Here is a 26,013-nt window from a genome sequence, read left to right on the forward strand (position 1 = left end):
TTCATTGCGCTGGCGGTGGTTGGTCTGGCAGTGTCAGCCAGTCACTGCTGCGCCCTGCCTGGCGAACGCGTATCAGCCACTGGCCGTTTTCGTGACGCATCACCGCCCATGGCACCACCCCGGCATTGTTGGGGCTAGCCATCTGCAAGTGGTAATGATCCGGCAGCAGGTGGCGGCGTACCGGCAACTGCCCGTTCTCCAGCCCCAGGTACAACTGATCGTCAGCCTCGAAGAGCCCTTGTTCGATGTTCAGTGGCAGGCCGGCCACAGGCACTTGCAGGTAGCAGTCTTCCAGTAACTGCTTCAGGTCGGGGAGCCCGTCGTACCAGAGTACCGGTGAGTCGATGACCCACTGCCCGTCGGCCTTGCGCTTGAGCGGCTGCTGCAGGTAGGCGTCTGGCTGGCCAGGGTCGATGGCCCGCCAGCGGTAGCCATCGAAGCTGACCTGGTAATAGCGGTTGTCGTTGTCCTTGACGAAGTACAGCGATTGCCCGCCAAACGCCGAGCTTTGCTCGTATACACCTTCACCGTAGATACCGTCTATGCGATAGCGCAGGCTGCTGCTGCCCGGTTCTACCTGGAGGCGTGCGGGCAGCGGCAGTGGCGGTTGTTTGGGGATCCCGCGCAGGGATCGGCGTAGCACTCTGGAACCCAGAAAGCTGGTACCGGCATCGTTGAGGTGGCTAAGCGCCTGATAGGCATGTCGCATCATCCCTTCGACATCCTCTTGCTTGAAGGCCTCGGCGCCGTCCCAGATATCGATTGCCATGCGGCCGATCGAAAGCACCAGCAGCGCACGGTTCGGCAGCAGCAGGCTGATCAAGTCCAGTAAGCGCCAGCTCAGTACAATGACCGATTCCACGTTCACTTCCCTGGTCGTCATGCTATCGGCATCGGCCTGAGCGATCAGCGCCCGGGCTTCGGCCATGTAGTAGTCGAAGAAAAGGTCGTCCTTGATCTCGGGGGTCGTCAAATGCGTGCTCATGCGCCCCTTGTCCAGCAGCCGCTGCACCGTGGCGGCAGGCAGTAATGGCAGGCGCTGGGCCACGTAGGCTTTCAACGCGGGCTGTTGGCGCAATGTGCGGAGCAGTTCGCGGGTTGTTCGGAAACGGCGCCAGGCCCTGCGGTCCGGGGCATCCGGGGTGTACAGCACACATGCCGGAGACTTGTAGGTGATGCTGTTGAGCAGAAGCACGCCCTGCAGGGTATGGCCCATGATGTTCAGCTGCCGGACAGTGACCGGGTAGCCGGCTACCGGCGCACGCAAGGCATTGTGTGGTTGGTCCAACACTGCGCGCACCCAGTTGTAGCCGTGTTCGAAAGGGTCTTCGCCAAAGTGCCCTGCGTAGCGCGCCTTGACGGCTTCAGCGCGCATGCGTGCACGGTTGAGCTTGCTGTGCGCAGTGAGGCGCCATTTGCCCGCTCTGGAACTGATCAGTTGGGTGTGCAGGTACTTTGCGTAACTGTCACCCACGTTCAGTTCCCTGACCATGTGCTTGACATATTGCGGCGTGAGCCCGGCGGGCAAGACTTTGCCATGGGCATGGGTCACTCGGGCCGTAAGCCAGTAGTCGGTATCGAACCACGGCAAATTCTTGAGGGCGATCTCTTCGAGGGTGTTGATTTCCTCGACCATTTCCACCATCTCGTCGCCCACGCGTCGCATGCCTGCGTAGGTGACATAGGATGAGATGGCGAAGGGATGCATGATGGCGCCAGTGCGGCGGGCACGCACGACCACGATCTTGATATCGCGTGGATCTGCGGCGTACCCCAGCTCATGGCTCAGGCGCTCGCGAAGGCGTGCGTTGGCCCAGCCCAGCAGGCTATTGCGTTGCTTGAAGTCGTTGAGGCTCAGCACTCCCGGGGCGGCAGCCTGCTCGGCGATTGCCACCAGCTCTTGCATCGCCTGCATCATATGGCTCAGGCCTTGCGCAGAGGTATTGCGCAGCCAGTTCGGCAGGTTCTTCTCAAGCAATCGGGAGTAACGTGTCTGCAGGATGGGTTTGGCGCCGACTTCGTGCCCTAGCGCCAGGGCTTTATGTATTCGGGTGTGCTGGTCGGGTGAGCCGTTGCTCCACAAGCCGGTGTCACTCAGGCGTTGGCGTTGGGCTTCTATCACACTGTCGATCTGGGCCTCCAGCAGGCTGTCGGCGTACCAGTCATAGCGCAGGCGCTGTGACCGGCGAGCGCGGTCCGCCTGCGGGTCAGTGTACAGATGAAGCAGCGGTTTGCTCTGGAGTGGGTCTTCCAGACGTTCGCAAAGCTCCTGGTGCAGTGCGTCAAGGGAGTCGAAGGCCTCGATGCCTTGTGACAGGCTGCACAGCAAGGCAGCGCCTGCGGCATCCTGAGGCGTGAGCATGTGGCCCTCGGCGGTGCCGGCAACGATGATCAGTGTGCCTGGCAGGTAGCTTCGCCAGTTGGGCCGTAGGCCTTCCAGCAGAACGCGGTAGACCTGTGGCCTTTTGGCCAGGGGCATATGCCTGCGCTGGGAGGGGAGTGGCTGTTGCAGGCAGGCCCATAGTTGATCGGCTGAGCGGTAGCCCAAGGTCTCGTCGCCCAGGCGCAATTCAACCTCGGCCAGCATCAGCGCCTTGCGCAGTGCCAGCAGCTTTTGTCGTGGGGTTGCGCCCTGCTCATCGGCCGTGGTCCAGAAGCTGGCCAGTTCGCCGTGCAGCCAGGTGCGTGTGTCGGGATTGATGGGGTGCTGAAGGTCAACAGTCGGAAGGCCGCCGAGCAGGTCGCTGATCTGTCGGTCGATCTGTTCCAGTTGTTCGAGGGGGCGCATGTGGCGGGTCCTTGGTTGAGGAAAACCCCATGCTTGGCAATACCTGCGGTTGCGTGGCGGTAGCGGGCTAGCGCCCCCGACGCCACAGCAGTCCGCGCAGGCCCAACAGGGCCGGCAGGCCCAGGCCGGCCCATGCCAGAACGTCCCAGCCACCGTCGCCGAGCAGTGCGGCGAACAGGCCCAGGAACCCAAGCATGGCAATCAACGCTGGCCAGGCGAAGAGGCGTGCAGTGGGTTGCGACCTGTGGCTCATGCGCGCGCCTCCCTGGGCTTGCGCTGCTTGCCCCACCACAGGTAGAGGCCGCTGCCGAGCACGATGATGGTCAGCACGTCCAGCAAAGCCCAGAGGATTTGCATTGGTCGCCCGCCGTAATCGCCGAAATGCAAAGGCTGCGACAGGCCCAAGGCATCCATGTACCAGGGACGGTCGCCTACGGCAGTCACAGCAAGGGTGCGAGCATCGATCAATACCGGCGTGAACAGGTGCGAACTCAGGTGTGTGGCACCGTTCATGAATACCGCATAGTGGTGCTCGCTGGAGAAACGCGTGCCTGGAAAAGCGATGAAGTCCGGGCGCATGCCGGGGGCGGCCTGTTCGGCAATTTCCAGCAGGCGAGTGGCTGGGGCGCGATCGACGAGCGGCGGGGCGTCGCGGTAGGGTGCAACCATCGCTGCCAGGCTGTCGTTGCGCCAGGCCGCGATGACCAGGTCGGACAGCGCACTGATCACGCCCGTCACCCCCACGGTCAGCGCCCAGGCCAGGGTCACTACGCCGATCAGGTTGTGCAGGTCGAGCCAGCGCAGGCGGCGGGACTTGTCGTGGCGTACCGTGGCGAACTGCAGGCGGCGCATGAACGGTGCGTAGAGCACGGTGCCGGAGACGATGGCGACGATGAACAGCACGCCCATGAAGGCCAGCAGCAGCTTGCCGGGCAGGCCGGCGAACATGTCCACGTGCAGGCGCAGCATGATCATCATGAAGCCGCCATTGGCAGCCGGCATGGCCACTGCTTCGCCAGTGCGGGCGTCGAGCATGAAGGTGTGCGACAGGTTGGGGTCGGTGCCAGCGGTAGCGGCGGTGATAGCCACCACGCCGTTGGGTTCGTCCTCCTCGTAGCCGAAATACTGCACCACCTCGCCGGGACGGTGTTGTTCGGCTTTCAGTACAAGCTGCTGCAGGTCGAGGTGCGGGGTGCCAGCTGGCATTTCACGTAGTTCGGGTGCGTCGCCGAGCAGGTGTTCGAGTTCGTGGTGGAAGATCAGCGGCAGCCCGGTGAGTGCCAGCAACAACAGGAACAGGGTACAGACCAGGCTGCTCCAGGTATGGATCACGGACCAGCGGCGGATGGTTAGGCTTTTCATCACGGTACCGATTTTTGTCTGTTGGATCGTGGGGCCGCAAAGCGGCCCCCGCTCACTCAGAACTTGTAAGTGGCGCTGGCGACAACGCTGCGCTCATCGCCGTAGTAGCAGTAGTACGAGTCACAGGTAGAGAGGTAATCCTTGTTCAGCAGGTTGGTGGCATTGACCGCCACCGACGCGCCTTTCAGGCTGCTGTTCAGGCGACCCAGGTCGTAATGCACCGATGCATCGAACACGGTGTAGGCCTTGGCCTTGCCCAGGTAGGTATTGGCCTGGTCACCGTAGGTGTTGCCCGTGTAGCGCGCGCCCAGGCCGATGCCGAAGCCGTCGAGTACGCCGGAGTGCCAGGTGTAGTCACTCCATACCGAGGCTTGCTGGTTAGGCATCAATTGCAGGCGGTTACCTTTGTAGAGGCCGTCCTGCACTTCAGATTTGGCCAGGGTGTAAGCTGCAATCACTTTCAGGTTTTCGGTAACGTCGGAAACCGCTTCAAGCTCAAGGCCGTGGACTTTCACTTCGCCGGTCTGGCTGGTGACGGTTACGCCTCCCACGTTGTTGGTGACCGAGACGTTCTTCTGGGTCAAATCATACACAGCGGCCGAAAGCAGGGTGTTGGAGCCCGGTGGCTGGTACTTGACGCCCAGCTCCCACTGCTGGCCTTCGGTCGGCTTGAACGATTCGGTCGCGGAAGCGCTGGCATTGCTGGCAGGTTGGAAGGACTCGGCATACGAAAGATACGGCACGAAGCCCGAATCGAACACGTAGCTGATGGCCGCGTTGCCGCTGAATTTCTTGTCGCGCTGTGTATTGGTGGCATCGCCCTGGTTGAAGTACTTGGTACCGGTGTGCACCCAGTCCTCACGGCCGCCCAAGGTCAGCCGCCAGTTGCCAAGCGCCATCTGGTCCTGCACGTACAGGCCGGTCTGGCGGGATTTCTGGTTGTAGTCGTAGAACGCCGTGGAGCGGTCAGGGCGGGTGATCGGCACCCCGTACACCGGGTTGATCACGTTGCTGGCCGGCACGTTGAAGTCGAAGATCGACAGGTAGTTGGTGTTGATGCGCTGGTGATCCAGGCCAAGCAGCAGGGTGTGGGTAATGTCCCCGGTGGCGAAGTCGGCCTGGAAGTTATTGTCCACGGCGAACTGGCTGATGTCTTCGTCCGTGTTGGTCGATATGCGGCTGACTGTGCCATCGTCCTGTACTGGCGGCGAGCTGGCGTTGTAGCTGCCCGGGGTGATGGTCTGGAACGACAGGTCGGTCTTGGTGTAGCGCAGGTTCTGACGGAACTGCCACACGTCGTTGATGCGGTGTTCGAAGGCATAACCCAGTGCGTAGTAGGTGCGGTCGTAGAACTCGTAGTCCGGGTCACCCAGGTTCTTGTGGTGGGAGATCTTGCCGAACGGCATGTCGATCTTGGTGCCCTGGATCGGGCGGAACTGGCTGGTGGCACCGGTATCGTCGCGGGTGAACTGGGTCAGCAAGGTCAGCGTGGTGTCCTCGTCCATGTTCCAGGTCAGGCTTGGGGCAATGTTGTAGCGCTTGTCGTCGATATGGTCGATCTGCGTGCCGCCATCGCGGACTACACCACTGACGCCATACAGAAAGCGGCCTTCGTCGTCGATTTTGCCGGTGCTGGCGAAATTGATCTGGCGGTGGTTGTCGCTGCCGTACTGCAACTCGATTTCGTGCTCGCTCTCTGCTTGTGGGCGGCGGCTGACCATGTCCAGCAGGCCACCGGGCGGGGTCTGGCCATACAGCGAGGATGCCGGGCCCCGAAGCAGTGCAAGGCGGTCGAGGTTCCAGGTTTCGGCCTTCGGGTTGGCGTACACGCCGCGGGGCAGCGGCAGGCCATCGAGGAACTGGGTCGGTTCGAAGCCGCGCACGCGCATCCAGTCATAACGGGTGTCGCTGCCGAAACTGGCAGAGACGATGCCCGGCATGTAGCGCACGGCGTCGTCGAGGCTATGCACGCCACGGTCTTTCATCTGCTCGCGGGTGGCCACGGAGATTGACCGGGGGACTTCGACCAGCGCGGTGTCGGTCTTGGTGCCAGCAGCGGTGCGCTTGGCCAGGTAGCCTTCGACCGGCCCCCAGGCGCTTTCGCTCGCGCTGGTGGCATTCACCGTGGTTTCCGGCAAGGCCAGGCTGCCGTCCGGCACGGCCACCAGGCTGTAGCTGCCGACGCTGCTCTGCTGCAGTTGCAAGCCGGTGCCGAGCAAGGCTGCATGCAAGGCGCCGAGGCCGTCGTACTGGCCGCTTACAGGGGCCGAAATGCGACCGTTGACCAGTGCGGGGTCGATGGCCAGGGCGATGCCGGCCTGGCTGGCGATCTGGTTGAGAGTACTGGCCAGCGGCGCGCTGGGCAGGTTGTAGGCGCGCGGAGCAGATTGCTCGGCGGCCGACAGGGCAGTGCTGGCCAGTGGGGCAGCCAGACCAATGGCCAGGGCCATCAGGCTAGGGCGCAGGATACGATCAACGGCACGGGACATGCGGCGGTTCCTCGACGGGTAAGTACTTGCTGCATCCTTGCCGAGCGAGAGTTGAAAAGTGACAGGGCGAATCTGAAAAAAAGTGAGAATTATTTGGAGTTGGTTTTGTCGGTACCGGCCCTATAGCCGGTACGGGTTTACTTGGGAACGACGTTGATCCACCACTGGGTATGCCGCTCGATCTTCACCGGCAGTGCCGGTACCAGCGAGGCCAGCGCCAGGTCGGTGTCGGTCAGCGGGAAGCTGCCGGTCACGCGCAGGTCGGCGACCTTGGCGTCCACCCCAAGGTAGCCGCTGCGGTACTGGCCCAACACCGCCACCAGGTCGCCCAGGCGCACGTTGTCCACCACCAGCATGCCGCGGGTCCAGGCATCGGCACCGGCTGGTACCGCGCCGATCTGGCCAAGGCCGTTGGCGTTCATCAGCACCTGCTGGCCTTCGCTCAGCACTTGTTCGTCGCCGCTGTTGTGCGGCATGGCGGCAACCGAGGCTTGCAGCACTTCCAGCCGGGTGCCGTGCTCTTCCCGCCGCACCAGAAAGCGCGTACCCAGTGGGCGCAGACGGCCATCGTCAGTGCGCACCAGCAGCGGGCGTGGGTCAAGGTGGCCGGTTTCGACCGAGATTTCGCCCTGATGCAGCACGATGACCCGCTGGTTGCCTTGGTAGTCGATGTCCACGGCAGTGTGCGTGTTCAGGCTCAGCAGGGTGCCGTCTTCCAGGCGCAGGGTGCGCAGTTCACCGGTGGCGGTCCGCTGGTCGGCCAACCAGTAGGCAGGTGCCAGCGACGGTGCGCCTACCCAGGCCAGCAGCGAACCGAGCAGGAACATGCTGGCCAAGCCACCGCCCAACTTGCCGATGCGTCGGCGCAAGCTCACCCGCGATTGCAGCAGGGCCTGGCGAGCCGGCCCGGCCGCCGCGCCGACGCGCTGGTCCAAGGCGCCGAGCTGGCGCCAAGCGCGTGCGTGTTCCTCGCTGGCCGCATGCCAGCGCATGAATTCGTTGCGTTCATCAGGGGTGCCGCTGGCCTCGTCGAGGCTGAGTTTCCAGGCGATTGCGGCTTCCAGCACCCGTGACGAAACCGGTGCGTTGCTCACGTCGGCTCCCCATACAGGGCCACGTAGCACTGACGCATGCCTTGGGCGATGTACTGGCGCACCCGCGATACCGAAACGCCCAGGCGCTCGGCGATTTCGGCATGGCCCATGCCGTCCAGACGGTTGTGCAGGAATGCCGCGCGGGCCTTGCTGGACAGCTTGCCGAGCAGCCGGTCGATGGCCTTGAGGTCTTCGAGGATCAGGTGCTGCACTTCTGGCGAAGGGTGTTCGGCTTCCGGGATCAATGCCAGTTCCGCCAAATAGGCCTGCTCCAGTGCTGCGCGGCGGAAATGGTCGAACATCAGTCCCTTGGCTACGGCAGCGAGAAACGCGCGGGGTTCGCGCGGCGTGTCCAGCTGCTCGCGGCCGAGCAGGCGCACGAAGGTGTCCTGGCTCAGGTCTTCGGCACGTTGGCGGCAGGCCATGCTGCGTTGCAGCCAGGCGAGTAGCCAGCCGCGGTGGTCGCGGTACAGCGCACCGACCAGATCGGCGTGTGGGCTCTGTGCTGAAGACAAGCAGCGTCCCCCCCGGAACGTATGCATTAACTAACGATAATTATTCGCGATTGTTGCAGAGGGGAGGGGTTGGGTGCAATGGACGCTTATCGGATTGCCATCATGGGGTTTGGTTTGAGTTATGTGGCGCCGGTGAGATCGAGCGCCGCGCGGGCGGCGCTCGATCCCACCGGCGCTGCAATTTCCACGCCCTACAAACCGTGGCTCTGCACCTTGCGCCGTCGCCACCCGCGCAACCGCTGCTCCAGCTGCAACGGGCTGTCCAGCTGCTGGCGCCGGGCCTGGCTGAACAGGATCAGCGCCAGCTCTGCGGTCACCTGGGCATCGGCGCTGGCATGGTGACGCTCTTCTACCTGCAGACCAAAGCGAGCCACCCAGTCATCCAGCCCCGCCTCCCGCAGCACCGTGTCCGGGTTGAGCATCGGTGCCAGTTCGGCAACGTCGAGGAACATTGACTGCAAGCGATGCCCAAGGGTCTCTTTTAGCGCGCGGGCGAGCATGCGCTGGTCGAATGGCGCGTGAAACGCCAGCACCGGGCTGTTGCCAATGAAATCGAGTAAATCCAGCAAGGCCTCGGCCGGGTCGCACCCCGCAGCAAGGGCGCCGGGGCCCAGGCCGTGGATCAGCACGCTGGCGTTGGTTTTCTGTAAAGGTCGGTGCAGGGTACGTTCGAACTGCTGGGCAAAATCGATGGCGCCATCCTCGATCGCCACTGCGCCAATCGACAACACTTGGTCCCGGTTGGGGTTGAGCCCGCTGGTTTCCAGGTCCAGCACCACCCAGCGCTGTTCGCGCAGGGTACATACGCCCAGCGGCACGGGCTTGGGCAACTTGGCCAGGCGCTGGCGCGTGGCGTGGTCCAGTTCGGGTGCGCTGGGGCGCAGCCAGGCGAACAGGCTCATAGCTGGTACCGCAAGGCCAGGCTGCTTTGCAGGCGCTGGGCCTGGCGCAGCGACTCGCGCAGGATGCGCCGGTCCAGGTGATTGAGGCTGTCTGGGTCGAGCCGGTTGGAGTACGGCAGGTTGTCGCGGGTCTGGCGTTGGTGCTGCTGCATGCGGGTCTGCTGGATGAAGTGGTAGGCCTCTTCATAAGCGGCGCCGTCCAGTGGTTCGATCACCCCCTTGGCCACCAGCTGGCGCAAACGCTCCAGGGTATTGCAGGCGCCGATACCATTGGCCAGGGCCAGCAAACGGGCGCCGTCGACGAAGGGCGTCAGCCCTTGGACCTTGAGGTCGAGGGTGGCCGCCTTGTCGTTGCCTTGGCGGGTCAGCACGAACTCGCGCAGGCGGCCCACCGGCGGGCGCTGGCGCAGCGCGTTCTCGGCCATCATGCGTTGGAAGATGCGGTTGTCGGCTACCTGTGCCAGCAGGCCCTGGCGCAGTTGCTCGCAACCCTGATCGTCGCCCCATACCACGCGCAGGTCGAAGTAGATGCTCGAGCCCAGCAGATTCTCCGGGCTGGCTTCGCGGACAAAACCGGCAAACCGACGCGCCCACTCTTTGCGCGACAGGCATAGCTCCGGGTTGCCGGCCATGACATTGCCCATGCACAGGGTGAAGCCGCACTGGGCCAGGCACTGGTTGATGTATTGCGCCAGTGGCAGCAGGCGGGCGCGGATGGCGTCAGCCTCGGTTTTATCTTCGGCTTCGAAGAGGATGCCGTTGTCCTGGTCGGTGTGCAGGGTCTGTTCGCGGCGCCCCTCGCTACCAAAGCACAGCCAGCTGAATGGCACACCTGGGTCGCCACGCTCCGCAAGGGCCAGCTCGATGACTCGGCATACGGTGTGGTCGTTGAGCAGGGTGATGATCTGGGTGATCTGCGTCGACGATGCGCCGTGGGCGAGCATGCGCTCTACCAGTTGGCTGATCTCTCCGCGTAGCGAAACCAGGCTGTCCAGGCGTGGCGCATGGCGGATGGTGCGCGCCAGGTGCACCAGGTCGACCCGTTGCAGGGAGAACAGGTCGCGTTCGGAAACCACCCCGCACAGGCGGCGGTTGTCCACCAGGCACACGTGGGCGATATGCCTCTCGGTCATGGCCATGGCGGCATCGAAGGCGCTGGCCTGGGGGCTCAGATAGAACGGTTTAGCGGTCATGTGCCGCTCGATCGGCGCGCCCAGGTCGGCATCGGCCGCAGCCACCACCTGGCGAAGGTCACGCAGGGTGAAAATGCCGATGGGGTAGCGCTGCGGGTCGACTACCACGATGCTGCCGACCTGTTGCTCGTGCATCAGCCGCACGGCTTCGCGCAATGGCGTATCGGCGCTGCACACTACCGGGTGACGCATGGCCAGTTCACCCAGCGGTGTGTTCAGCGAATACTGGGTGCCAAGGGTTTCTACCGCACGTTGGCGCACTTGCTGGTTGACCTGGTCAAGGAGGCTGCTGACCCCGCGCAGGGCAAAATCCCGGAACACTTCCGACATCGAGAACACGCGGATGAATGCCGCCTTGTTCAGTTGCAGGCAAAAGGTGTCTTCCCCGGCCAGGTGCTCAGTGCGGGTTGCTCGCTCGCCCAACAGCGCGGCCAGCGGGAAGCACTCACCGCTGGTAATTTCGAAGGTGGTCTCGACCCCAGGTTTGACCAGGTGCTGGCGCTCGCCAACCACCCGCCCTTGCTTGACGATGTAGAAGTGCTCGACCGGGCCGTCGGCGGGCTTGACGATGCTTTCGCCGCAAGCATAAAAGCGCAGCTGGCACTGCTCGACCAGGTAGGCCAGGTGGCTGTGTTCCATTTGGTTGAACGGCGGAAAGCGCTGCAGAAACTGCAGCGTGCCCTGGATGTTCTGCAGCACTGCCGTCCTGCCTGCCTGGCTGTAGGCGTCATTTTTGCTCATGAAACTGACCGTATCGCTATGCCGAACTATATATATCTATATATAGGTACCGGCCATGTTGTTCTCTGCCTCCATGGTCGGCTTGCAGCGAAGTGGTGCCCATTGGACGTAAGTCTATGAGCGCCTCTGTCAAAGACCCGACGAAAGGCGAAACGGGTTACGCGAGTAATGTGGTCCTAAGGCTGAAGCGGAATTTTTTTGACGAGATGAGCATGCCTGAGCAAACCGACATACTGAGCGATGCCGAGCGCGAGGCGTTGGCCGTGGTCAGTGCGCCTGTGGCACCCAAGCCACTGGTGCTGGTGGTGGATGACAACGCGGTCAACCGTGAGGCGTTGATCCTTTACCTGAAAAGCCGGGGGATCGATTGCGTAGGTGCGGACGGTGCCGAGGAGGCCAGGTTGTACCTGCATTATCAGCAACGCATCGGGTTGATGATCACGGACTTGCGCATGCAGCCGGTCGACGGTCTTGACCTGATTCGTTGGATTCGCGAATCGGAAAGGGCGGCGTTATCGATCATCGTGGTGTCGGGCGACACCGATGTGAAAGAGGCCGTGGATGTGATGCATCTGGGGGTGGTGGATTTCCTGCTCAAGCCGGTGGACCTGGGCAAGCTGCTGGAGTTGGTGAAGAAAGAACTTAAAATCGACTGATGCGCAGTGGGGGCCGCAAAACGGCCCCCTGGCGCAGATGCTACTTACAACCCGTTACGCGCCTTGAACTCGCGGCGACGGCGGTGCAGTACCGGCTCGGTATAACCGTTCGGCTGCTTGCCACCTTCCACCACCAGCTCCACAGCCGCCTGGAACGCGACGTTGTCGTCGAAGTTCGGCGCCATCGGGCGGTACAGGGCGTCACCAGCGTTCTGCTGGTCAACCACCACGGCCATGCGCTTGAGGCTTTCCAGCACCTGCTCCTGGCTGACCACGCCGTGGCGCAGCCAGTTGGCCAGCAGCTGGGCCGAAATACGCAGGGTGGCGCGGTCTTCCATCAGGCCGACGTTGTTGATGTCCGGCACCTTCGAGCAACCCACACCCTGGTCGATCCAGCGAACCACGTAGCCGAGGATGCCCTGGGCGTTGTTGTCCAGCTCATTGCGGATCTCTTCGTCCGACCAGTTGGTGTCGGCAGCCAGCGGGATGGCCAGGATGTCGTCTACCGAAGCCGGGGTACGCGAGGCCAGTTCACGCTGGCGTGCCTGCACGTCAACCTTGTGGTAGTGCAGGGCATGCAGCGTGGCGGCAGTCGGCGACGGTACCCAGGCGGTGTTGGCGCCGGCCAGCGGGTGGGCGATCTTCTGCTCGAGCATGGCGGCCATCAGGTCCGGCATGGCCCACATGCCTTTGCCGATCTGGGCACGGCCCTGCAGGCCGGTGGCCAGGCCTACGTCGACGTTGTTGTTCTCGTACGCGCCGATCCACTTCTCGTTCTTCATGGCGCCCTTGCGCACCACGGCGCCGGCTTCCATCGAGGTGTGGATCTCGTCGCCGGTGCGGTCGAGGAAGCCGGTGTTGATGAACGCCACGCGCTCGGCAGCTGCCTTGATGCAGGACTTGAGGTTGACCGTGGTACGGCGTTCCTCGTCCATGATGCCGACCTTGACGGTGTTGCGCGGCATACCCAGCAGGTCTTCGACCTGGCTGAAGATCTCGGCGGCGAATGCCACCTCTTCAGGACCGTGCATCTTCGGCTTGACGATGTATACGCTGCCGCTGCGGGTGTTCTTGCGGCTGGTGTTGCCGTTGAGGTTGTGCAGGGCGATCAGGTTGGTGAAGAGGCCGTCCTGGATGCCTTCTGGGATCTCGTTGCCTTGGGCATCCAGAATCGCCGGGTTGGTCATCAGGTGGCCAACGTTACGCACGAACAGCAGCGAACGGCCGTGCAGGGTTACGCTGCCACCGTTGGGTGCGGCGTACTCGCGGTCCGGGTTCATGGTACGGGTGAAGGTCTTGCCACCCTTGCTCACGCTTTCGGCCAGGTCGCCTTTCATCAGGCCCAGCCAGTTGCGGTAGACGATGACCTTGTCGTCGGCGTCGACGGCGGCAACGGAGTCTTCGCAGTCCATGATGGTGGTCAGCGCCGACTCCATCAGGATGTCTTTGACGCCGGCCGCGTCGGTGCTGCCGACCGGGGTGCTGGCGTCGACCTGGATTTCGAAATGCAGGCCGTTGTGCTTGAGCAGCACGGCAGTCGGTGCCGCGGCGTCGCCGTGGAAGCCAATCAGCTGTGCGTCATCACGCAGGCCACTGTTGCTGCCGCCCTTCAGGGTGACCACCAGCTTGCCGCCTTCAATGCGGTAGGCGGTAGAGTCGACATGCGAGCCGGCAGCCAATGGCGCGGCTTCATCAAGGAAGGCGCGGGCGAAGGCGATGACTTTGTCGCCACGCAGCTTGTTGTAACCCTGGCCTTTCTCGGCGCCACCTTCATCGCTGATGGCGTCGGTGCCATACAACGCGTCGTACAGCGAACCCCAACGGGCGTTGGCGGCGTTCAGGGCGAAACGGGCGTTCATCACCGGAACAACCAGCTGTGGGCCGGCCATGTGGGCGATTTCTTCGTCCACGTTCTGGGTGGTGGCCTGGAAATCGTCGGCTTGTGGCAGCAGGTAGCCGATTTCCTGGAGGAATGCTTTGTAGGCTACGGCGTCGTGGGCCTGGCCTTTACGTGCCTGATGGTAGGCGTCGATCTTGGCTTGCAGCTCGTCGCGCTTGGCGAGCAGGGCTTTGTTCTTTGGAGCGAGGTCATTGATGATCTTCTCTGCACCCGCCCAGAACTGCTCGGCGACGATGCCGGTCCCGGGGATGGCTTCGTTGTTCACGAAGTCGTACAGGACCTTGGCGACCTGAAGGCCACCGACTTGAACGTATCCAGTCATTGCTTGCCTCACTCTGCTCAGCTATTTCGCTCTTCTGTATTAAGCCTGTAGCGCTTCTCTAAACACGTACCAGTGCTTGCTCCCGGGGGTGAGCCCGAGCGCGGCTGGGTGCAGCCTGCCAGACGGGCTGGCAGGCAGTGTGCGTATTTTCACAGGCGCCTTGGCAGACATCCAAACGACGTTTTGTAGTCCGCGCCACGGGATACTACATGAAGCAGTAGGCGGGGCAAAATCAGACTAAAAGCGCCGTTATGCGACCCGTTGGTCGCGTATGGTCACGCTGGGAATGGGTATGTTCGCAAAAAACTGGTGGATTGTTCCAGATAAATCTTGAAACAGTACACGATTGGCTGTGCGGATTGCCCTGCGGCAGGTTGCCGCGCCTTGCCTATACTGAGCGGATCCCCCGATTATCTGCCGCCCGGCGCGGTCCGACACGAGGAAGGGCTTGTGGATCATCTTGTACTGACTGTGATTGCCCCTGACAAGGCCGGCCAGGTCGAACGCATTGCCCAGTGCATCGCCGACCACAGTGGCAACTGGCTGGAAAGCCGCATGTCGCGCATGGCCGGCCAGTTTGCTGGCATCCTGCGGGTGGCGGTGCCGGCAGAGAATTACGCCGAACTCGTGGCCTCGCTGCAGGGGCTGGCCAGGTATGACATACGCGTGCTGATTGCCGAGAGCGGGATCGAGCCATCGTGCACCTGGAAGCCGATTGCCATGGAGCTGGTGGGTAATGATCGGCCGGGGATCGTGCGGGACATTACCCGCTTGCTGGCCGAGCTGCAGGTAAACGTCGAGCGGTTTTCCACAGAAGTGCGGCCGGCGCCGATGAGCAGTGAGCCGTTGTTTCACGCCGACGCATTGCTGGCGCTGCCGTTGACATTGCCGCTGGATGAACTGCAGCAGCGGCTGGAGAGCCTGGCGGATGACTTGATGGTGGAGTTGAAGCTGCGGGCGGAGGATTGATCAGGGATTGCCGAAGCGGCCCCCTGCGGTTATCCCGATATCACGGGGAAGGCCCTGTGGATAACCTGGGGGTGTACCTCTCCAGGCCAATAACGGCGTGCCTTCCACGGCTTTGATCAAAAAACATCCAGAAATCAGCAGCTTGTGCACAAACTACGGGGACGAGGGTGTGGATAACCTTTGGAGATGTCTCTGCAGGCCACGAACTACAGGGCCTGCAGAGTTTTGATTGTTTTTTGATCAGCTACGCTTGCGCAAACTCAACCACGCATCGACGCTGTATATCGCCAGGCCCGCCCAGATGAACATGAACGCCACCAGTGTGCTCGACGACAGATGTTCATCGAACAGTAGCACTGCTTGCAGCAGCACCAGGGTCGGCGCCAGGTATTGCAGGAAGCCCAACGTGGTGTATGGCAGGTGCCGCGCTGCTGCGTTGAAGCACACCAGCGGCACCAGAGTTACCGGCCCCGCTGCCATCAGCCACAAGGCCTCGCTGCTGGTGTAGAACGCGCCTTGGGCACTCATCGCCGCCGGGTGCAGCAATAGCCAGCCGAGCGCCAGCGGCACCAACATCCAGGTTTCCACCACCAAGCCGGGCAGCGCAGCCACCGGCGCCTGCTTGCGGATCAGCCCGTAGAAGCCGAAGCTCAGCGCCAGCGCCAGCGATACCCACGGTAGGCTCCCCACCTGCCATACCTGCTGGGCCACGCCGATGCCGGCCATGCTCACCGCCAGCCATTGCAGGCGGCGCAGGCGTTCGCCAAGAATCAGCATGCCCAGCAGCACGTTGATCAGCGGGTTGATGTAGTAACCCAGGCTGGCTTCGAGCATGCGGCCGTTGTTCACCGACCACACGTAGGTCAGCCAGTTACCGGCGATCAGCGCCCCGCTCAGGGCCAGGATGCCCAGCCGGCGTGGGTTTTCACGCAGTTCCCGCCACCAGCCGGGGTGTTTCCACACCAGCAGCAGTAGCGAGCCGAACAGCGCCGACCAGAGCACCCGGTGGACGATGATCTCTACCGCCGGGACGCTCTGTATTGCCTTGAAGTAGAGGGGGAACATGCCCCAGATGATGTAGGCGCTCAGGCCCAGAATGTACCCGCGACGCGGGTTTGCGGCGTGCATGCAGAATCCTTGCTTAGGTAGCTAAATAAAGCGACGCCTATTGTAGACAGAGGCGGGTACGCTTCTAGAACAATTTCAGCGGTGCTTCATCCAGTGCCGCCATTTGTTCGCGCAGGGCCAGAATCTGATCGCCCCAATAACGTGGCTGGCCGAACCAGGGGAAGCTGCGCGGGAACGCCGGATCATCCCAGCGGCGTGCCAGCCAGGCGCTGTAGTGCAGTTGGCGCAAGGCACGCAGCGGTTCGATCAGGGCCAGCTCGCGCGGGTCGAAATCGTGGAACTCGTTGTAGCCGTCGATCAGTTCGGCCAGTTGCCCTAGCCGCTCTTCGCGGTTACCGGCCAACATCATCCACAGGTCCTGCACCGCCGGGCCCATCCGGCAGTCGTCGAGGTCGACCACGTGATACACCTCGTCCCGGTGCATCAGGTTGCCAGGGTGCAGATCGCCGTGCAGGCGGATGAGCTGGTGCGGGGTACGGCTGTAGATGTCCTCGACGCGTTTGAGCAAGTCGCGAGCCACGGATTGGAACGCCGGTAGCAGTTCGCGCGGGACAAAATCGCCCTCCAGCAGGGTTTTCAGCGAGGCATGGCCGAAGTTGTCCACAGCCAGCGCTTCGCGGTGCTCGAAGGGTTTGCTGGCGCCCATGGCATGCAGGCGGCCAAGCAGCTGGCCCAGGCGGTAGAGCTGGTCGAGGTTACCCGGCTCTGGGGCATGCCCGCCGCGGCGAGGGAACAGGGTGAAGCGGAAGCCCTGGTGTTCGAACAATGTGCGGCCATCGTGCTGCAGGGGCGCAACCACCGGCACTTCACAGTCGGCCAGTTCGGCGGTAAAGCTGTGTTCTTCGAGTATCGCCGCATCGCTCCAGCGGCCTGGGCGGTAGAACTTGGCAATCAACGGCTGGGCGTCTTCGATGCCCACCTGATAGACGCGGTTCTCGTAGCTGTTCAGTGCCAGCACCCGGGCATCGCTGAGAAAGCCAATGCTTTCCACGGCGTCCAGGACCAGGTCGGGGGTGAGGGTGTCGAAGGGGTGGGACATGGGAACTCCGGGGGTAAGCGGCTGGAGGCCATGGTACCGCGTTATACCTGGGCCGGCCTCCTCGCGGGCGAGCCCCGGTTACGCAGGTATCCCTATCAACACATAAGAGGGATGGAATTGCACCCTTACCTGCTGCCCAGCCAGCCAATCAGCCTCGGCCATGGCACACAGCGTCTGCCCATTGCCAAGCGCCAACCTGACTTCACTGGGTTCATCGACCTCAGCCAATACTTCCTCCACTGTCGCCCGCAGGCAGTTGCTTCCCGCTTCTGCCTCTTCCTCCTCTGCCAGCAACCGCACCCACCCCGCCTTGAGCAGGGCCACCACCATCGTTCCCAGTGTCAGCTCAAGCCGCGCGGTGCTGTCGTGGGTGATCAGCGCCTCGATCTCCAGCCCGCCACCCAAGGCCAGGCTCACGCGGTCATAGCGGCCTTCTCGGCGCAATCCGCTGACCTGTCCCTGCAGTTGGTTACGCGCACTGGTGCGCAGCATGAGGCGCCCGAGCAGGTCGAGGTCGCTGGATTCTTCAGCGGCGTCGAGCATTTGCGCCTGCAGGGCCTGCAGCCTCTGATACAGGCGCAGAACGCGCTCACCTTCTGCAGACAGGCGCGCGCCGCCACCGCCGCGGCCACCGGTGCTGCGCTCGACCAAGGGCTGGCTGGCCAGGTTGTTGAGCTCATCGATGGCATCCCAGGCCGCTTTGTAGCTGATGCCAGCAGCCTTGGCGGCGCGGGTGATCGAGCCTTGCTCGGCAACGTGCTGCAGCAGCGCGATGCGCTGTGGGCGGCGGGCGATGTGCTGGGTGAGGAGGGTGGGTAGGGGCATAGGGAGTCAGTCGATGTAAGGGGTAGCCAAGTGTGAATTGCGCAGCCACAGCTGTCTCGCAAAATCCTGAGGTCGGTCCCACAGGGGCCGTCGAGTCATACATACCCCGGCTTGGGCGTTCGTGCCAGGCAATACACATCGACCTTGTGCGCCCCGGCCTCGCGCAGCACCTGGGCAATCGCCTGCGCGGTGGCACCGGTGGTCAACACATCATCGATGATGGCGACATGTTTGCCCGTCACGTCACCGGCGACCGTGAACGCCTGGCGCAAATTGCGCCGTCGTGCCTTGGCATCCAGCCATTGCTGCGCTGGCGTCTCGCGCGTGCGCAGCAACAACCGATCGTCGCAAGGTAGCCCCAGCTGCGATGACAACCAGCGCCCAAGCATCCCCGCCTGGTTGAACCCCCGCTCGCGTAGTCGACGCCTGGCCAAGGGTACAGGCAACAGCAGGTCGGGGCGTGGCAGGCCCTCAGCAAAGCGGTGCAGCAGCCCGTGCCCCAACAACTCGGCCAGCAACCGCCCCACAGGCCACAGCCGGTTGTGCTTGAAACGGCTGATCAATGTGTCCACCGGAAAGCCGAAATGCCACAGCGCAATGACCTGTTCGAATGCCGGCAAGCGGCGACAGCACTGGGCACAGGCCAGGTCCGCCATGGGCAGGGGCAGGGCGCAATAACGGCATTGGTCACCCAGCCAGGGCAGTTCTTGTTCGCAGGCCATGCACAGTGGGTAGTGCTGCCCGGCAGGTACATCACAAAGCAGACACATCTGATTAATAAGTGACCACTTGTAAACCAGCCTTTTCAAGTACGGTTGACAGTTCATGGGCCTTCCCTGACTATGCGAGCTATCCGTGATGCGCTGGCGGGCTTACCTGTCCCGGCGCCAGCTTCAGCCTAAACAAGGAAACGCCGATGAGCGCCAGCACAACTGCAACAATACGTCACGACTGGTCCCTGGCCGAGGTCAAGGCGCTGTTCCAGCAACCCTTCAACGACCTGCTGTTCCAGGCGCAGACCGTGCACCGCGCGCATTTCGACCCGAACCGCGTGCAGGTTTCGACCCTGCTGTCGATCAAGACCGGCGCCTGCCCGGAAGATTGCAAATATTGTCCGCAGTCCGGCCACTACAACACCGGGCTGGAAAAGCAAAAGCTGATGGAAGTGCAGAAGGTGCTGGAAGAAGCCGCCCGCGCCAAAGCCATCGGCTCTACCCGCTTCTGCATGGGCGCGGCGTGGAAGCACCCGTCGGCCAAGGACATGCCCTACGTGCTGGAGATGGTCAAAGGCGTGAAGGCCATGGGCCTGGAAACCTGCATGACCCTCGGCAAGCTCGATGAGGAGCAGACCAAGGCCCTGGCCCAGGCCGGCCTGGACTACTACAACCACAACCTCGACACCTCGCCAGAGTTCTACGGCAGCATCATCACCACCCGCACCTACAGCGAGCGCCTGCAGACCCTGGCCTATGTGCGTGACGCAGGGATGAAGATCTGCTCCGGCGGCATCCTTGGCATGGGCGAGTCGCTGGACGACCGCGCGGGCCTGCTGATCCAGCTGGCCAACCTGCCCGAGCACCCAGAGTCGGTGCCGATCAACATGCTGGTCAAGGTGGCCGGTACGCCGCTGGCCGAGGAAGAAGATGTCGACCCGTTCGACTTCATCCGCATGCTGGCAGTGGCCCGGCTGTTGATGCCCAAGTCGCACGTGCGCCTGTCCGCCGGCCGCGAGCAGATGAACGAGCAGATGCAGGCCCTGGCCTTCATGGCTGGCGCCAACTCGATCTTCTACGGCGAAAAACTGTTGACCACTGCCAACCCGCAGGCCGACAAGGACATGCAGCTGTTCGCACGCCTGGGCATCAAGCCCGAAGCGCGTGAAGAGCACGCCGATGAAGTGCACCAGGCTGCCATCGAGCAGGCGCTGGTCGAGCAGCGCAGCAGCGAGATGTTCTACAACGCCGCGACAGCCTGAGATGGCCTTTGACCTGGCGGCGCGCCTGGCCGAACGGCGCGCCGCAGACCTGTATCGGCAGCGGCCACTGCTGCAGAGCCCACAGGGGCCGGACGTGGTGGTCGACGGCCAGCGTTTGCTGGCTTTCTGCAGCAATGACTACCTGGGCCTGGCCAATCACCCCGATGTGATCGCGGCCTGGCAGGCGGGTGCCGAGCACTGGGGTGTCGGTGGCGGCGCTTCGCATCTGGTAATCGGCCACAGCTCTCCACACCATCGGGTGGAAGAGGCGTTGGCCGAACTCACCGGCCGCCCGCGTGCGCTGCTGTTCTCCACCGGTTACATGGCCAACCTCGGCGCCATCACTGCGCTGGTGGGGCAGGGCGACACCGTGCTGCAAGACCGTCTGAACCACGCCTCGCTACTGGACGGCGGGCTGCTCAGTGGTGCCCGCTTCAACCGTTACTTGCATAACGACCCGACCAGCCTGGTCAGCCGCCTGGACAAGGCCGTCGGCAATACCCTGGTGGTGACCGACGGTGTGTTCAGCATGGACGGCGACCTTGCCGACCTGCCGGCGCTGGCCGATGTCGCCCGTGCCCGCGGTGCCTGGCTGATGGTCGACGACGCCCATGGTCTGGGCACCCTGGGCGCTCAGGGCGGCGGTATTGTCGAGCACTTCGGCCTGGGCGTGGATGACGTGCCGGTGCTGATCGGCACGCTGGGCAAGGCCTGCGGTACTTCCGGTGCCTTTGTTGCCGGCAGCGAAGAGCTGATCGAGACGCTGGTGCAGTTCGCCCGCCCGTACATCTACACCACCAGCCAGCCACCTGCATTGGCCTGCGCCACGCTCAAGAGCCTGGAGCTGCTGCGCAGCGAAACCTGGCGCCGCGAGCACCTGGCGGCGTTGATCCGGCAGTTCCGCGAAGGCGCGCAGCAGATCGGTTTGCAATTGATGGACAGCCCGACGCCGATCCAGCCAATCGTCATTGGTGACAGCGCGCAGGCCCTGCGCCTGTCGCGCATGCTGCGCGAGCGGGGGTTGTTGGTCACTGCAATCCGCCCACCCACCGTGCCGGCTGGCAGTGCCCGCCTGCGGGTGACCCTGAGCGCCGCACACAGCGAGGCGCAGGTGCAGCTATTGTTGAATGCATTGGCCGAGTGTTATCCACAGTTGGAGAACGCCGATGCGTAATCGTCTTGTACTGCTGCCCGGCTGGGGCCTGGGCACTGCCTCACTGGAACCGCTGGCCGCCAGCCTGCGTGCCCAGGATGCCCGCTTGCAGGTTGAACTCATGCCCCTGCCGGAGTTGCCTCACAGCGACGTTGAGAGCTGGATCGAGCACCTCGACCGCAAGCTGCCCAGTGATGTCTGGCTAGGCGGCTGGTCATTGGGTGGCATGCTTGCCAGCGCGCTGGCGCACAAGCGGGGCGATCACTGCTGTGGCCTGCTGACGCTGGCCAGCAACCCCAGTTTCGTCGCCCGTGCCGATTGGCCGCATGGCATGGCCGAAGACACTTTTGGCACCTTTCTCGACGGCTGCCGCAGCCATACCCAAGTAACCCTCAAGCGCTTCCGCACCCTGTGCAGCGACGGCGCCCAGCAACCGCGAACCCTACTGCGCCAGCTGGGTGTCGGCGTGCCGGATACCGACCCGCTGTACCTGGCGACCGGCCTTGAAGTGCTGGCCAAGCTGGACACCCGCCAAGCCCTGCAGGCCTATGGCGGCCCGCAACTGCACCTGTTCGCCGGCAGCGATGCGCTGGTGCCGGCAGAGGCGGCAAAGGCATTGAGCGAACTGCTACCCGATGTGGAAGTGGGCCTGGTCGAAGACAGTTCCCACGCGTTCCTGCTGGAGTACCCGCAGGAGCTGGCGGCGGGCATCAAGAGTTTTCTGCATGAGAGTGGCGATGACTGACCTATCCCGTCCGACCCTGCCCGGCGCATTGCCCGACAAACGCCAGGTAGCGGCTTCGTTTTCCCGCGCTGCGGGAAGCTACGACAGCGTGGCTGCGCTGCAGCGTGCCGTCGGTTTGGGGCTGTTACAGCACTTGCCCGCGGGCCTGCAGCCATCGCGCTGGCTGGACCTGGGCAGTGGCACCGGCCACTTCAGCCGTATCCTGGCCGAACGTTTCACCCAGGCCAGCGGCGTAGCGGTCGATATTGCCGAAGGTATGCTGCGTCATGCCCGCAATGAGCAAGGTGGGGCGCACTATCACGTGGCCGGCGACGCCGAGCGCTTGCCGCTGCGCGATGCCAGTGTTGACCTGGTGTTCACTAGCCTGGCTGTGCAATGGTGCGACCAGTTCGCCAGTGTGCTGGCAGAAGCCCTGCGCGTGCTGCGCCCGGGTGGCGTGCTGGCTTTCAGTAGCCTGTGCGTGGGCACCCTCGATGAACTGCGCGCCAGCTGGCAGGCCGTGGATGGCCTGGTGCATGTGAACCGCTTCCGCCGTTTCGAGGACTACCAGCGCCTGTGTGCCGACAGTGGCTTCGAACACCTTGAGCTGCAGCGCTGCCCACACGTGCTGCATTACCCCGATGTGCGCAGCCTGACCCACGAACTGAAGGCGTTGGGTGCGCACAATCTTAACCCTGGGCGGCCTTCCGGCCTTACCGGGCGGGCACGCATGCAGGGCCTGTTGCAGGCTTATGAAGCATTTCGCCAGCCTGCGGGGCTGCCAGCCACCTATCAGGTGGTCTATGGTGTGTTGCGCAAGCCACAGGCGTAAGGGGAGCGAGATGAGCCAGGCCTATTTCATTGCCGGTACCGATACCGATGTCGGCAAGACCACCATTGCCGCCGGGCTGCTGCATGCGGCGCGCTCGCAGGGCATGAGCACCCTGGGCGCCAAGCCGGTGGCCTCTGGCTGTACGATGACGCCCAAAGGCTTACGCAACAGCGATGCGCAGGCCCTGATCGATGAAAGCACGATCAAGTTGCCTTATGAGCAGGTCAACCCGTTTGCCTTCGAGCCTGCCATCGCTCCGCATGTGGCGGCGCGCGAGGCGGGGGTGACGCTGGCAGTGCCGGAGCTGCTGGCGGCGATGCGCAACGTGTTGCAACAAAATGCCGACTTCACATTGATTGAAGGGGCGGGTGGCTGGCGTGTGCCATTGTCTGGTCTGGAGAACCTGTCCGACCTTGCCGTAGCGCTGAAGCTGCCAGTAATACTGGTCGTCGGGGTGCGGCTGGGGTGCATCAGCCATGCCTTGCTCAGTGCCGAGGCGATCGAGCGCGACGGGCTGCAGTTGGCGGGTTGGGTGGCCAACATCATCGAGCCGCGTACTTCAAGGCTGGAAGAGAACCTGGCCAGCCTGGCCGAACGGTTGCCTGCACCCTGCCTGGGGCGGGTACCCAAGCTCAAGCAGGCCAGTGCCGACATGGTGGCTGAACATCTGCACCTGGATCTGCTGGATTAGCTGTTTTCAGGCCCGGCTTCATCGCAGGGATACCCAAGGCCTATCAACTGGCACCGGGCCATTAGCGATTTAAACGGGCCTTTTCGCTGATCGCCTGCTTTAATTGGCGTGTTCCTATCCAGCGTCAATGGAGTCCTGACATGGAAATCACCGGTAGCTCCGCCTATTACGCGGGCTTGAGCGCAATCCAGTCCGGCCAGAACCGTCTCGATCAGGCCGCCGGCCAGATCGCCAATACCAGTGCTGAACGCACTGCCACCAGCCAATCCAGCGATTATCAGGCCGAACGCCTGCGCGCTGTGGACCGCAGCCAGCAGATGGACCTTGCTACCAGTGTCGTGCAACAGGCAGTGGGCAAGACCGAAGTCGAGCTTGGCGCAAAAGTGGTCAAGGCATCCGACGAAATGCTCGGCCGGATCATCGATACCTACGCCTGACACGCCGCGCCAATCAAGTTCCCTACCCGCTCAGCCCCTGTGGGAGCCTGTGCGAGAGGGCGTGCCCGCGCATCGGCAGGCATGCACCTCTTTTGCCTGGCCTGTCTGTTTAGCGGCATGTCGGCTCCCAAGAAGGGGGCTTTTGCCTGCGGTTGGCGCATACGCCATTTTCCGTGGCGTAAATGGCACCATAGTCCCTCCTTGACATAAGCGGGAGCTAAACGTAAGTTTCAAACAACTGTTTGACAGACGTCGCGCCGAGCGCGAGTCACCCCACAGAACTCACCTAGAGGTTCATCGCAATGCCTGATTACAAAGCCCCCTTGCGTGATATCCGCTTCGTTCGCGACGAGCTGCTCGGCTACGAGGCGCACTATCAGAGCCTGCCGGGTTGCCAGGACGCAACGCCCGACATGGTCGATGCGATCCTTGAAGAAGGCGCGAAGTTCTGTGAGCAGGTGTTGTCGCCGCTGAACCGCGTGGGTGACCAGGAAGGCTGCACCTGGAGTGAGTCGGGTGTGAAAACCCCGACCGGCTTCAAAGAGGCGTACCAGCAGTTCGTAGAAGGCGGCTGGCCGAGCCTGGCGCACGACGTCGAGCACGGCGGCCAAGGCCTGCCGGAGTCGCTGGGCCTGGCCCTGAGCGAAATGGTTGGCGGTTCGAACTGGTCGTGGGGCATGTACCCAGGCCTGTCGCATGGCGCGATGAACACTATTTCTGCGCACGGCACTGCCGAGCAGCAGCACACCTACCTGACCAAGCTGGTGTCTGGCGAGTGGACCGGCACCATGTGCCTGACCGAGCCGCACTGCGGTACTGACCTGGGCATGCTGCGCACCAAGGCCGAGCCACAGGCCGACGGCAGCTACAAGGTGTCGGGCACCAAGATATTCATTTCGGCCGGTGAGCATGACATGGCCGAGAACATCGTCCATATCGTCCTGGCCCGCCTGCCGGACGCACCGGCCGGTACCAAGGGTATCTCGCTGTTCATCGTGCCGAAGTTCCTGCCCAACGCCGCAGGCGGTGTGGGCGAGCGCAACGGCGTGAGCTGCGGCTCGATCGAACACAAGATGGGTATCCACGGCAACGCTACCTGCGTAATGAACTTCGACGCAGCCACCGGCTACCTGATTGGCCCAGCCAACAAAGGCCTGAACTGCATGTTCACCTTCATGAACACTGCACGCCTGGGTACCGCGCTGCAAGGCTTGGCCCACGCCGAAGTGGCGTTCCAGGGCGGCCTGAAGTACGCCCGTGAGCGCCTGCAGATGCGTTCCCTGACTGGCCCGAAAGCGCCGGACAAGGCTGCCGACCCGATCATCGTCCACCCGGACGTGCGTCGCATGCTGCTGACCATGAAAGCCTTCGCCGAAGGCAACCGCGCGATGGTGTACTTCACCGCCAAGCAGGTGGACATCGTCAAGTACAGCCAGGACGAAGAAGAGCGCAAGAAGGCTGACGCCCTGCTGGCGTTCCTGACCCCGATTGCCAAGGCGTTCATGACCGAAGTCGGTTTCGAGGCCGCCAACCACGGCGTGCAGATCTATGGCGGCCACGGCTTCATCGCCGAGTGGGGTATGGAGCAGAACGTACGCGACAGCCGTATCTCGATGCTGTACGAAGGCACCACCGGCATCCAGGCCCTCGACCTGCTCGGCCGCAAGGTGCTGATGACCCAAGGCGAAGCCTTGAAGGGCTTCACCAAGATCGTGCACAAGTTCTGCCAGGCCCAGGAAGGCGTTGAGGCGGTGAAGGAATTCGTCGAGCCACTGGCCGCGATCAACAAGGAATGGGGCGAGCTGACCATGAAAGTGGGCATGGCTGCCATGAAGGATCGTGAAGAGGTGGGTGCGGCCTCGGTTGATTACCTGATGTATTCCGGCTACGCCTGCCTTGCCTACTTCTGGGCCGACATCGCCCGTCTGGCCGCCGAAAAACTGGCAGCCGGCACCAGCGAAGAGGCGTTCTACACCGCTAAGCTGCAGACGGCGCGCTTCTACTTCCAGCGCATCCTGCCACGTACCCGTACCCATGTGGCGACCATGCTGTCGGGTGCCAACAACCTGATGGCAATGGACGAAGAAAACTTCGGCCTGTCCTACTGACCCTGGCGCGGTAGCCAAAACCCGCCTGCCCTCACCGGCAGGCGGGTTTTTTATTTTTTCAGGTTCAGCACGGCCCTTTGCTGGAGGCCGGCGCTTCGTTCATTGAATCGCAAACTCAACTGTTCATGTGCACTGCCGATGAAGTAAGGGCACAATGCCATCATTGATCT

General features: G+C 63.0%; 22 protein-coding genes. 9 read left to right on the forward strand and 13 right to left on the reverse strand.

What is annotated here, in order from left to right; all coding sequences use genetic code 11:
• Position 1: 1 nt before the first annotated feature.
• The 8 genes from E8E68_RS02280 to E8E68_RS02315 form a co-directional block, all read right to left on the reverse strand.
• Positions 2–2,788 carry a DUF6543 domain-containing protein gene (locus tag E8E68_RS02280; RefSeq protein ID WP_280339479.1) on the reverse strand — a complete coding sequence of 929 codons (2,787 nt, stop codon included), beginning with the start codon at positions 2,786–2,788 and terminating at the stop codon, positions 2–4.
• Positions 2,789–2,855: 67 nt separating this feature from the next.
• Positions 2,856–3,041 carry a hypothetical protein gene (locus E8E68_RS02285; RefSeq protein WP_280339480.1) on the reverse strand — a complete coding sequence of 62 codons (186 nt, stop codon included), beginning with the start codon at positions 3,039–3,041 and terminating at the stop codon, positions 2,856–2,858.
• The gene (locus E8E68_RS02290; RefSeq protein ID WP_266030635.1) at positions 3,038–4,150 is read right to left on the reverse strand and encodes a PepSY-associated TM helix domain-containing protein; all 1,113 of its coding nucleotides are present in this window, start codon (positions 4,148–4,150) and stop codon (positions 3,038–3,040) included. The genes E8E68_RS02285 and E8E68_RS02290 overlap by 4 nt, the downstream gene beginning before the upstream one ends.
• A gap of 56 nt (positions 4,151–4,206) precedes the next feature.
• Positions 4,207–6,639, reverse strand: coding sequence for a TonB-dependent siderophore receptor (locus tag E8E68_RS02295; RefSeq protein ID WP_280339482.1), 2,433 nt, complete (start codon positions 6,637–6,639; stop codon positions 4,207–4,209).
• A 137-nt stretch (positions 6,640–6,776) separates the two neighbouring features.
• A complete protein-coding gene (locus E8E68_RS02300; RefSeq protein ID WP_280339484.1) occupies positions 6,777–7,733 on the reverse strand; it encodes a FecR family protein in 957 nt (318 codons plus the stop codon).
• On the reverse strand, positions 7,730–8,248 hold the full coding sequence (locus E8E68_RS02305; RefSeq protein ID WP_110745895.1) for an RNA polymerase sigma factor: 519 nt from the start codon (positions 8,246–8,248) through the stop codon (positions 7,730–7,732). Before E8E68_RS02305 ends, E8E68_RS02300 begins: the two co-directional genes overlap by 4 nt.
• A 191-nt stretch (positions 8,249–8,439) precedes the next feature.
• Positions 8,440–9,150: a 3'-5' exonuclease gene (locus E8E68_RS02310; protein WP_110745894.1), complete on the reverse strand. Its 711-nt coding sequence runs from the start codon at positions 9,148–9,150 to the stop codon at positions 8,440–8,442.
• Positions 9,147–11,084 (reverse strand): putative nucleotidyltransferase substrate binding domain-containing protein, encoded by a 1,938-nt coding sequence (locus E8E68_RS02315; protein ID WP_266030641.1) that lies wholly within the window; start codon positions 11,082–11,084, stop codon positions 9,147–9,149. The genes E8E68_RS02310 and E8E68_RS02315 overlap by 4 nt, the downstream gene beginning before the upstream one ends.
• Positions 11,085–11,200: 116 nt before the next feature.
• Here E8E68_RS02315 and E8E68_RS02320 point away from each other — a divergent pair, with 116 nt between their 5' ends.
• The gene (locus E8E68_RS02320; RefSeq protein WP_110745892.1) at positions 11,201–11,740 is read left to right on the forward strand and encodes a response regulator; all 540 of its coding nucleotides are present in this window, start codon (positions 11,201–11,203) and stop codon (positions 11,738–11,740) included.
• A 44-nt stretch (positions 11,741–11,784) separates the two neighbouring features.
• Here the strand turns inward: E8E68_RS02320 and E8E68_RS02325 are convergent, their stop codons facing one another.
• Positions 11,785–13,962 carry a malate synthase G gene (locus tag E8E68_RS02325; protein WP_266030644.1) on the reverse strand — a complete coding sequence of 726 codons (2,178 nt, stop codon included), beginning with the start codon at positions 13,960–13,962 and terminating at the stop codon, positions 11,785–11,787.
• 450 nt (positions 13,963–14,412) lie between these two features.
• Here E8E68_RS02325 and E8E68_RS02330 point away from each other — a divergent pair, with 450 nt between their 5' ends.
• Positions 14,413–14,931 (forward strand): ACT domain-containing protein, encoded by a 519-nt coding sequence (locus E8E68_RS02330; RefSeq protein WP_110745890.1) that lies wholly within the window; start codon positions 14,413–14,415, stop codon positions 14,929–14,931.
• Positions 14,932–15,171: 240 nt separating this feature from the next.
• On the opposite strand, the gene rarD is transcribed toward E8E68_RS02330, so the two are convergent.
• The 4 genes from rarD to E8E68_RS02350 all read right to left on the reverse strand — a co-directional run bounded on the left by rarD (position 15,172) and on the right by E8E68_RS02350 (position 18,750).
• Positions 15,172–16,059, reverse strand: coding sequence for an EamA family transporter RarD (gene rarD / locus E8E68_RS02335; RefSeq protein ID WP_266030645.1), 888 nt, complete (start codon positions 16,057–16,059; stop codon positions 15,172–15,174).
• 64 nt (positions 16,060–16,123) lie between these two features.
• Positions 16,124–17,098, reverse strand: a complete 975-nt coding sequence (locus E8E68_RS02340) for a serine/threonine protein kinase (protein WP_280339489.1) — start codon at positions 17,096–17,098, stop codon at positions 16,124–16,126.
• Positions 17,099–17,176: 78 nt separating this feature from the next.
• The gene (locus E8E68_RS02345) at positions 17,177–17,923 is read right to left on the reverse strand and encodes a TOBE domain-containing protein (protein ID WP_280339491.1); all 747 of its coding nucleotides are present in this window, start codon (positions 17,921–17,923) and stop codon (positions 17,177–17,179) included.
• 95 nt (positions 17,924–18,018) lie between these two features.
• Entirely contained in the window at positions 18,019–18,750 is a 732-nt protein-coding gene (locus E8E68_RS02350; RefSeq protein WP_280339493.1) for a ComF family protein, read from the reverse strand.
• Between the two features lie 89 nt (positions 18,751–18,839).
• Here E8E68_RS02350 and bioB point away from each other — a divergent pair, with 89 nt between their 5' ends.
• The 7 genes from bioB (at position 18,840) to E8E68_RS02385 (ending at position 25,843) form a co-directional block, all read left to right on the forward strand.
• Positions 18,840–19,898 (forward strand): biotin synthase BioB, encoded by a 1,059-nt coding sequence (gene bioB / locus E8E68_RS02355; RefSeq protein WP_110745885.1) that lies wholly within the window; start codon positions 18,840–18,842, stop codon positions 19,896–19,898.
• A 1-nt stretch (position 19,899) separates the two neighbouring features.
• Positions 19,900–21,072 (forward strand): 8-amino-7-oxononanoate synthase, encoded by a 1,173-nt coding sequence (gene bioF / locus E8E68_RS02360; RefSeq protein ID WP_280339495.1) that lies wholly within the window; start codon positions 19,900–19,902, stop codon positions 21,070–21,072.
• Positions 21,065–21,796, forward strand: coding sequence for an alpha/beta fold hydrolase (locus E8E68_RS02365; protein ID WP_266030656.1), 732 nt, complete (start codon positions 21,065–21,067; stop codon positions 21,794–21,796). The genes bioF and E8E68_RS02365 overlap by 8 nt, the downstream gene beginning before the upstream one ends.
• On the forward strand, positions 21,789–22,607 hold the full coding sequence (bioC, locus tag E8E68_RS02370; protein ID WP_266030657.1) for a malonyl-ACP O-methyltransferase BioC: 819 nt from the start codon (positions 21,789–21,791) through the stop codon (positions 22,605–22,607). Before E8E68_RS02365 ends, bioC begins: the two co-directional genes overlap by 8 nt.
• Before the next feature lie 10 nt (positions 22,608–22,617).
• A complete protein-coding gene (bioD, locus tag E8E68_RS02375) occupies positions 22,618–23,298 on the forward strand; it encodes a dethiobiotin synthase (RefSeq protein WP_110745881.1) in 681 nt (226 codons plus the stop codon).
• A 140-nt stretch (positions 23,299–23,438) separates the two neighbouring features.
• Positions 23,439–23,735 carry a pyrroloquinoline quinone biosynthesis protein PqqE gene (locus E8E68_RS02380; protein ID WP_266030659.1) on the forward strand — a complete coding sequence of 99 codons (297 nt, stop codon included), beginning with the start codon at positions 23,439–23,441 and terminating at the stop codon, positions 23,733–23,735.
• 302 nt (positions 23,736–24,037) lie between these two features.
• On the forward strand, positions 24,038–25,843 hold the full coding sequence (locus tag E8E68_RS02385; RefSeq protein ID WP_266030661.1) for a phenylacyl-CoA dehydrogenase: 1,806 nt from the start codon (positions 24,038–24,040) through the stop codon (positions 25,841–25,843).
• Positions 25,844–26,013 lie beyond the last annotated feature (170 nt).

This window comes from Pseudomonas sp. BN607 (genome assembly GCF_029871175.1).
In the GTDB taxonomy this organism is placed as follows: Bacteria; Pseudomonadota; Gammaproteobacteria; order Pseudomonadales; family Pseudomonadaceae; genus Aquipseudomonas.